The sequence below is a fragment of the Clostridium sp. genome (assembly GCF_016650035.1).
GTDB lineage: Bacteria > Bacillota > Clostridia > Clostridiales > Clostridiaceae > Clostridium_AD.
Window position 1 is genome coordinate 1 of the sequence record NZ_JAENWM010000144.1, and the last position, 5420, is coordinate 5420.

Below are 5420 nucleotides of genomic sequence, written 5' to 3' on the forward strand. Positions count from 1 at the left end.
AATGTTTCTTTCAAAAAAAGTATAGCATACACTAGGTCTATTAAATTTACCCAAAATCATGATATAAAAAAGTAAAGCACCAACAATTTGTTGGTGCTAATGTTTCACTTATTTAGGGACATTTTCAAAAATGCTTGACACAGTTTTTTTAAATCATTTAACTATTGTTTTTCTTATACTTTCTTACTTCGTCACTGCTGAATTGCTGCGACATGAAATATTATATCATCTATGAATATGATAATTTCAAATTTCTCCCCTTGTTACGACAATTATATGTATCATTCTCTATATTACTCCCATATGTTAAGTTTCCTTCATATTGACACACTAGGGATAGTGTGCCTTATTTATATAAGAAAGCACCTGTTTTCTTATGTTCTTTAACATTTTAACATATGATAATTAAAAATTACTTCTAGTTAACAAATATATTATGATCACTTTTATTAACTAATATACATGCAGTTATTAGTAAACATTGTAAGCCCTCTACATTCATAAAAAAACTTAAATAAGAGGACTTACCACTATCACACTAAAAGGTTGGCAGATTATCTAAATTATCTTCTGTAGTACTATTAGGAGATGACTTTATGACATCATTCCCATTTCTATTTTTACCAACGACCACTGATTCTACCGTTCCCCTCTTTGCTAAAGCTACAGCCTTACTCACATCTATTTCTTCACCAGTACTAGTCAATATATTTGTAATATCCCCATCTGCATTCTTTCTTACTTTAACAATCTTCATAAAAATACATCTCCTCATTAATTGATATAAATTTGTGTTATGTTTATTATCTGTAATGTTAAATATTCTATTCACTTCAAAAATAATAAATAGGGAACATAATCTTATGTTCCCTACTTATTATAAAAATTAATTTATCCTATTGGACTTTTAAATCCATTACCTTGAACCTCAGCTATATCAATTATGGAAATAAATGCTTCCTTATCAATAACTTTTATCACTCGCTTAATATGTGGTAATTGTCTCAGTGATATAACACAATACATAACATTTTTTCTATGACTAGTATATGCACCTTCTCCATATAAGATAGTCATTCCTCTGTTAAAACTATTCATTATAGCATCACTTACTTCTTTTTCTTTTTCTGATACAATTAATAGCATTTTACGTCTGCTAAGTCCATTAATAATTCTTTCCATAACAGCGGAAGTAATATACATCGCAATCAAAGTATATAAACCTACTTTAAAATCAAATAAAAAGGACCCAACTGCTACAATTAGAAAATTTAATGTGAAGCTCATTATACCTATTTCTATATCATATTTCTTTTTAGCATATATAGCTATAATATCCAGCCCACCCGTAGACCCTTCATTGGAAAGAACAATACCAACTCCTATCCCCGAAATGACTCCCCCATATATACAATAAAGAAGCCTATATGACTCTTCAACAGGAGCAAGAACATTATTTAAAGGAGTAGTGAGCATTAAAAAAAATGATAATGCAATGGTACCTAAAATCGTAAATACTGTAAACTTCTTATTTATTTTTAATATGCTTAATATTAGTAACGGAATATTAAGTATTAACATTGTAACTCCAAGTGGTATATTGAAAATGTATTGTACCATGAGTCCTATTCCCGTAATACCCCCACTAAGAAGCATATTTGGTATTATAAATAGGTTTACTGCAACAGCTATAATTAAACTGCCTAAAATAATAAGAACTGTTTTCTTAATTAAATCTTTAAAATAAGTGCCATTTTTTTTCATTAAGTGCCTCCTTGACTTTCTCTAGCATACAAAATAACCTTTAATTGTTTTGTACCATATGTTTCCTAATTAAATTCATTATATAGAATATAACACTAATTTAAATTGAACTACTAATTTATATCTTAATAATATATAACCCTAAAGTAAATAGTTGTTTATGAAAATATAAATATTTATGATACACTTAAGTGAGGTGTTTTTATGAATAATGTATTAAATGATTGGAATGAACTACTAATAGAAGAAACCAATAAAGATTATTATTTGAAACTTACAAATTTTCTAAAAGAAGAATATGAAAGCTCACAAATATATCCTGAAGCCTTAGACATATTTAACGCACTTAAGTATACAAGTTACAATGATGTAAAAGTTGTTATACTCGGACAGGACCCTTATCATGGTGTTAACCAATCTCACGGTTTATGTTTTTCTGTAAAGGAAGGCGTGTCTATTCCCCCTTCACTATTAAATATATATAAAGAATTATCTAATGATTTAGGCTGTTATATCCCTAATAACGGATATTTAAAAAAGTGGGCTGATCAAAATGTTCTACTCTTAAACACGGTTCTTACTGTTAGAGCCGGGGAAGCTAATTCTCATAAAAATAAAGGTTGGGAACATTTTACTAATAAAATAATCTCTTTATTAAATGACAAGACAGTACCTATAGTTTTTATATTATGGGGAAACAATGCTCAGGCAAAACAAGCCCTAATAACAAATTCAATTCACCACATAATAAAATCTGTTCATCCAAGCCCATTATCCGCATATAGAGGTTTTTTCAACAGCAAACCTTTTTCTAATGCCAATGACTTTTTAATCTCAAAAGGTAATGATCCTATTGATTGGCAGATTGAAAATCTCTAAGTATGTCCTTGTTCAGGGAAACTAGAAAACAACTAGTATATACTAGTTGTTTTCTAGTCACCTGCATTAAGAAAAAAACTCTTGAGCGATTTTCACAGCTTCTCTTACATCTTTAGCATACCAGTCTGCTTTTATCATTCCTGCATATTCTTCGTTTAAAACTGCTCCCCCTACAAAAACTTTACAGTGTAGTTCGTTTTCTCTTAATGCTGTTATCGTTTCCTCCATACTCCTAACTGTAGTTGTCATTAGTGCACTTAATCCTACTAATTTAACTTTGTGCTCTTTAACTGCCGCAACTACTATCTCAATGGGTACATCTTTTCCAAGATCTATAACGTCAAATCCATAATTTTGTAAAAGTATTTTAACAATATTCTTACCGATGTCATGAACATCACCTTTTACAGTAGCAAGAATTATTTTACCTTTGCTTATATTAGCCTCCTCAGTTTCGCCAAGTGTTATACTGTCTTTTATTATTTCAAAAATTTTTTTTACGGTTTCTGCTGATTGAATAAGTTGAGGTAAAAACATTTCTCCAGTCTCAAATTTTTTGCCTACCACATCAAGCGAAGGAATTAAATAGTTATCTACTATGTACATACCATTAAATTCTTTTAATAGTTCCTTTGTTATTCCCTTTGCTTCATCTTTCAACCCATCAATAATTGCTTTTTTCAAATCCTTATTTTCGATTTTTTCTATGACAGAAGCATGACTGGAAGTACCTAAATACCTTCCTATATAATGTTTAGATTGTTTATCATGATTCCATAAAACATTAAATGCACTAATAGTGTCCACCATTTCTTTATCTAAAGGATTTAATATTGATGCATCAAGTCCTACTCCTAATGCAACAGTTAAAAATGTCCTATTAAGTAATGCTCTATTCGGAAGCCCAAAAGATACATTACTAATGCCCAAAATAGTTTTTACGTCTAGTTTTTCCTTAACAAGCTTCACAGCTTTAATAGTTTCTTGTACATCACTTTGCTGCGCTGATGCAGTAAGCACTAAACAGTCAATTATAATATCTTCTTTACATATTCCATATTCCTTTGCGGTTCTTACTATTTTTTGTGCAATTTTAAATCTATCTTCCGCTTTTGATGGTATCCCACTATCATCTAGCGTAAGGCCTATTACACATCCACCATATTTTTTAACTATAGGGAATATTTCTTGCATTACTTTTTCTTTTCCATTCACCGAATTTATTAGTGGTTTACCATTATAACTTCTTGCAGCGGCCTCAATAACATCAGCCCGAACACTATCTATTTGTAGCGGAAGGTTAACAACACTTTGAATTTCCTTTATAGCCTTAACCATAATTGTTTTTTCATCTATTTCAGGAAGACCAACATTTACATCAAGAATGTGTGCGCCTGCATCCCTTTGATCTATAGCTTCATTTAGAATATAATCCATATTGTTAGTTTTTAATGCCTCTTTAAGTTTCTTTTTCCCTGTTGGATTTATACGCTCACCAATTATTTTAACACCATTACCCAATATAACAGTTTGACAATCTGAACTTACCGCGGTAATACTTTTTATATTTCTAGCTACAGGCTGAAGTGTATCTAATAATTCTTTCAATGCTTTTATGTGAATAGGAGTAGTTCCACAACACCCGCCTAATATAGTTACTCCCAATTGAGCTATTATTTTAAGATAAGAGGTAAATTCTTCTGCTTCTACATCAAATACAGTCTCTCCCTTGACGAATTTTGGTAATCCAGCATTCGGCTGTACAATTATAGGAACTTTTGAATATTTAACTATTTCTTTTACTATTGGTATAATCTCCTTTGGACCTAAAGAGCAATTTATACCCAATGCGGAGACTCCAAGTCCTTGAAGAACATTTACCATTGTTAATGGATCTGTTCCTGTTAGAGTTCTTCCATCCTCCTGAAACGTCATTGTACAAATTATAGGCAGGTTACTGTTTTCCTTTGCTGCTAGAATGGCTGCTTTTGCCTCATATATATCCGACATAGTTTCAATTAATATTAAATCTACTCCAGCGTCTCTTCCTACCTTTACTTGCTCTGCAAAAGCATCATAAGCTTCCTCAAAGGACAAAGTCCCACAAGGTTCCATGAGTTGTCCTATAGAAGATATATCTAAAGCTACATAGTTATCTTTTGAAACCTTTTTAGCTATTTTTACAGCTGCTTTTATGACCTGTTCTACAGAATATCCTGTATTTTTAAGCTTATACCTATTAGCTCCAAAAGTATTTGTCGTTATAACATTACACCCAGCATTTATATATTCACTATGTATTTTCCCGATTAAATCAGGGTATAAAATATTATAGCACTCTGGAAGTTCTCCTTGTTTTAGTCCATACTTTTGAATCATAGTTCCCATTGCTCCGTCAAATATCAGAAATTTATTAAAATCAATTTTTCTATTCAAAATAGCACTCTCCCTGTCTAAAATTACAATTCACATTCTTATACTCTATGTATTTTTTCTTTTTTTGTATTGCCTTGAACATTAAATTTAAATGTATTTTCAATAGATTTTTGAGCATAAAAAAACATCTTAGAATTATCTAAGATGTTTTTTGGTGGCTAGACCAGGAATCGAACCAGGGACACGAGGATTTTCAGTCCTCTGCTCTACCGACTGAGCTATCCAGCCAAATAACCTAGCGACAACCTACTCTCCCACAAGGTCACCCTTGCAGTACCATTGGCGCATTGAAGCTTAACCTACCTGTTCGGTATGGGAAGGGGTGTTACCTTCATGCCATA

At 31.3% G+C, this 5420-nt stretch carries 4 protein-coding genes, 1 tRNA gene and 1 rRNA gene; 1 reads left to right on the forward strand and 5 read right to left on the reverse strand.

The window, feature by feature from the left end:
- Positions 1-538: 538 nt before the first annotated feature.
- Positions 539-757, reverse strand: coding sequence for a DUF3892 domain-containing protein (locus JJD95_RS19440; RefSeq protein WP_291645066.1), 219 nt, complete (start codon positions 755-757; stop codon positions 539-541).
- Positions 758-891: 134 nt separating this feature from the next.
- On the reverse strand, positions 892-1764 hold the full coding sequence (locus JJD95_RS19445) for a YitT family protein (protein ID WP_291645068.1): 873 nt from the start codon (positions 1762-1764) through the stop codon (positions 892-894).
- A gap of 204 nt (positions 1765-1968) precedes the next feature.
- Here JJD95_RS19445 and JJD95_RS19450 point away from each other — a divergent pair, with 204 nt between their 5' ends.
- Positions 1969-2643, forward strand: a complete 675-nt coding sequence (locus JJD95_RS19450; RefSeq protein WP_291645070.1) for a uracil-DNA glycosylase — start codon at positions 1969-1971, stop codon at positions 2641-2643.
- A 66-nt stretch (positions 2644-2709) separates the two neighbouring features.
- Here the strand turns inward: JJD95_RS19450 and JJD95_RS19455 are convergent, their stop codons facing one another.
- From JJD95_RS19455 to rrf, 3 genes are all read right to left on the reverse strand, one after another.
- Positions 2710-5079, reverse strand: coding sequence for a homocysteine S-methyltransferase family protein (locus tag JJD95_RS19455; protein ID WP_291645072.1), 2370 nt, complete (start codon positions 5077-5079; stop codon positions 2710-2712).
- Between the two features lie 152 nt (positions 5080-5231).
- Positions 5232-5307 (reverse strand) — tRNA-Phe (locus JJD95_RS19460).
- Between the two features lie 5 nt (positions 5308-5312).
- Positions 5313-5420 (reverse strand): 5S ribosomal RNA (gene rrf / locus JJD95_RS19465); the annotation flags it as partial.

Excerpts from the sequence above, each read along its gene's own strand:
- JJD95_RS19440 (WP_291645066.1), bottom strand. The coding sequence starts at position 757 with ATGAAGATTGTTAAAGTAAGAAAGAATGCAGATGGGGATATTACAAAT.
- JJD95_RS19445 (WP_291645068.1), bottom strand. The coding sequence starts at position 1,764 with ATGAAAAAAAATGGCACTTATTTTAAAGATTTAATTAAGAAAACAGTT.
- JJD95_RS19450 (WP_291645070.1), top strand. The coding sequence starts at position 1,969 with ATGAATAATGTATTAAATGATTGGAATGAACTACTAATAGAAGAAACC.